Genomic DNA, 3326 nt, shown 5'->3' with positions numbered 1-3326 from the left:
ACAAGGCGTAGGTTTCACATTGCACCTTGTGTGGCTGATTGAGCAGGGATAAGCGTCGGAGCGGTGGAACTGTAGCGACCACCTTGCCCCTTGACGAGGACGACATTGCCAACGGGTTCGAAGAGACAGCGATGTAGATTGCCATAACGATGTTGGCGCAAGAACCCGCTTTGTCCCCACTGATAGATTGTGGTCGGGCACACACCGAGTTGTGCGGCGAGTTCGTTGGCGGTGAGCATTCCGCGCTCTCGTAGGCGCGTGAATCGACTTTTAAGTTTATAAGCATTGCGGATATTGATGACCTTCTTGTGCGTAAAGGACTCACCTCTCCAGTTCTTATAGCCCAGCTCATTGAGGTGCGCGGCAACCTGACGGTCAGAGCAGGTTTCGAGCAACTCGTCGATCTTCGCAACAACCTCGGTCAGCGTCTTGCGAATCAAGGCGATGGGCTTACGTTTGTCGACCATCAGGGAGGTTGTTTGACCGCCACGGAAGCGAACGTGGACCGCGATCTGTTCAGCTTTTATAAGCGTGACGTCTTCAATAAGGAGGCCGAGCATGCGTTTGCGTTCAACAGATTCAATACGCTTGTCGTTCCAGACCACGGAGAAGTCAGCGGCCAGAGCTCGAATGCGCGCACGCGCTTCGTCCGCAAGCAAGCGCTGGTCGGCCTTGCGTTGGCGCTCGTGTTCTTGCTGCAGACCATCCAACTGCCGAAGGCGGGCATTCCAGTCGGCTTCCAACGCGTCAGCGACCATCCTGTTGGCGGGATCAACATTCATGTAACGTCGACGGGCGAGCTCGGCGTCGTAACGCGCTCGTTCCAACTGCTTGGTGCGCATCGCATCGGCCTGTTCAACGCGGCCAGCGATTTCGTCCTCGACGGCGAGAGCTACCTCGATGGCCGCTGGCGCAACAGTCTGGAGTAGCAATGCGCTGATCGCCGTGTCCACGTCGCGCCCGTGTATTGACTGGCACGGTTTGTCAGCATGATGTGCAGCCGCGGCAAGACACACATAGTACGGTTCGAGTGCGCTGGCCACCCTCTGATATCTAACGCGCATGCGCTTGCCGCATATGCCGCATATCACGCGCCCCTGCAGCAGTCCGACGCCTTCGCGCGGCATTGCGCCCCGGGCGCCATCGCAGAAATTGGTGGCACTCTGCCTGAGCGTGACCTGGTTGCGTTCGAACTCGTCCCAGTCGATATAGCCGACGTGGGCATCGCGAATCAATACCTCCCAATCACTCTGGGGTACCTTCAGTTGTGTGCTGGTCAGATCGGCCTTGCGCGCGATTCGTGTCCGGCCGTACACGAATGCACCCGCGTATCTTGGGTTATGCAGGATCTGCAACACGCGCGATGTGTTCAGTTCTCCCCAATGCACCTCGCCTTTACCGATACCGCGTCGGACTCGGCGGGGGAAGACCCAACCCTCGCGGCGGAACCGGCGCACCACCATACTGGCCGAATGCGTCTGCCGATACGTATCGAACAGCAATTGGAGACTCGCATGAATTTGCTGATCGGGGTCCAGTACAACCGATCCATTGGGATGGTAGACGAAGCCGATGGGCAGCGGCAATTCGAGTTCGCCGCGCTTCGCCTTATTGCGCATCCCGCCCTGAAGTCTCGCCTTCAGTACATGCAACTCCGCTTCGCTCATGGTGCCTTTCAGCCCCAGAAGAAGACGGTCGTTGAAGTAAGCCGGATCGCAGACACCGTCTTCATCGAGAATGAGAGTGTGGGTCAGCGCTGCGAGCTCAAGCAGGCGATGCCAATCTGCATTGTTCCGCGCGAGCCGGGACACTTCCAGTCCGAGTATGATTCCGGCGTGGCCGATAGCAACCTCCGACACCAGTTTCTGGAAACCATCGCGCTGCTGCGCGCTGGCTCCTGACAGACCAAGGTCACTGTCAATGACATGAATGCGCTCGATCGGCCAGCCCAGCGCGACAGCACGGTCGCGCAGCGCGTACTGGCGCTTGGTGCTTTCGGTGTTCTCGAATACCTGTCGCAGCGAAGATTGCCGCACGTATAGAAAGGCGTCGCGCCGTAGGTGGTCAGCCGTGACTTTCTGATACCGGTCAGTAGACATGGACGAGCTCCGAATGAGTGTGCAACAGGAGACTGGCTAACAGGCGTACGAATTCGCCGTTTGGCTGCAGTGAATGTGCGACGGGTTCGTGTCCAGGAGCATGAGCGTCTCTGGGCCGCACGGTTTCAACTAGCATGGGAAGACCGTGCAGCATGCCGTGATAACGCAATGCCGCCGCGCCCTCTGGGCGAGGCGTACCGTCGATCACAGCCGTGCGTAACGCCTCGTACGCAGCGACCGTCGCTCCCGCTGGGGCATCGCCAGCGGCCGCCGGTTCTATGGTTTTTTTTTGCGCGCTATTGCGCGTTCGATGCTGCGGGGGTGAACCGAGATACCGAGCTCGGTTTCGAGTTGTTCGGCTAACGCTCGAGCGTGAATCGATCCATCGTCTTCCATGCGCTGCTCGATGAAGGCCATCACATCGGTGTCGAGTTTGTGCGCGCCTTTCGGTCCGCGCTGCTTCGGCACGAGGCCAGGCAATCCATCGCGCGCGAATGCCTCCTCTGCCTGATAGAAGGTCGGGCGAGATACACCAAACAACGCTGCGGCTTCGGCCTTGGATGCGCCATCGACATGGACGTGGCGCAGCATCTCGTACTTGACCTGAATGAGATCGTTGGCATCGAAGAAGTCGCCCGACTGAAACCAAGGCGCGCGCACACGTTCTGGATGAGGATTCCGCACGCCAAGGCGATTCAGGCGTTCGAGCTTGGGATCGGGCTTCTTCAAGGCGGCGCTCGTACTGTGGATTGTGTAATCTAAAATATGCCGCACATATAAAAATGTCAAGGCTAAATATCAAGCGCGAGACGCCTTTACACCGATATTGAACGCGTATTTTTACCACCACGCATCCAATGTCGAAACGCATGGCGGCATAATTTAACTTACTGAGACGGCGTAATTTATTTGACATGTTTCGTGTCCATAGGTATCAGCTCGTCGATCAGCGCACGCAACCGGCGCAGATCGTCAGTGCGAAACCAGGAGCGGCCCGCCGCAGCTTGGGCGAATGGATCCGGTTCGTCGGCATTGGTCCATGACGCCAGAATCGACACTAGCCGACCGTTGGCGTTGTAGAACATCACACGGTCCTCGCCCCAGTTCTGTCGGCGTGTAACCACGTGGATGCGGGTCCCGCGTTGGGGATGGAATGGATGAGTGATCTCGACCGTTACGACCGGGCGATTGTCCTCATGACAGGCAGTTGCTGACTTACGATAAGGG

3 protein-coding genes are annotated in these 3326 nt (G+C 58.0%); all 3 read right to left on the bottom strand.

Annotated features, from left to right (window positions below; genetic code table 11):
- Positions 1-14: 14 nt before the first annotated feature.
- On the bottom strand, positions 15-2099 hold the full coding sequence (locus tag BO1_RS58695; protein WP_084688850.1) for a recombinase family protein: 2085 nt from the start codon (positions 2097-2099) through the stop codon (positions 15-17).
- 276 nt (positions 2100-2375) lie between these two features.
- On the bottom strand, positions 2376-2828 hold the full coding sequence (locus BO1_RS48340) for a helix-turn-helix domain-containing protein (RefSeq protein ID WP_028223713.1): 453 nt from the start codon (positions 2826-2828) through the stop codon (positions 2376-2378).
- 176 nt (positions 2829-3004) lie between these two features.
- Positions 3005-3326 (bottom strand): DUF5372 family protein (locus BO1_RS48335; protein WP_245644143.1); only part of this gene is annotated, 322 nt, incomplete at its 5' end.

The sequence above is a fragment of the Paraburkholderia oxyphila NBRC 105797 genome (genome assembly GCF_000685075.1).
Lineage (GTDB): Bacteria > Pseudomonadota > Gammaproteobacteria > Burkholderiales > Burkholderiaceae > Paraburkholderia > Paraburkholderia oxyphila.
This window is presented reverse-complemented; position numbering and strand designations above follow the sequence as displayed.

Bases quoted from the DNA above. Each gene is read 5' to 3' on its own strand.
- BO1_RS58695 (WP_084688850.1), bottom strand. From the start codon at position 2,099: ATGTCTACTGACCGGTATCAGAAAGTCACGGCTGACCACCTACGGCGC.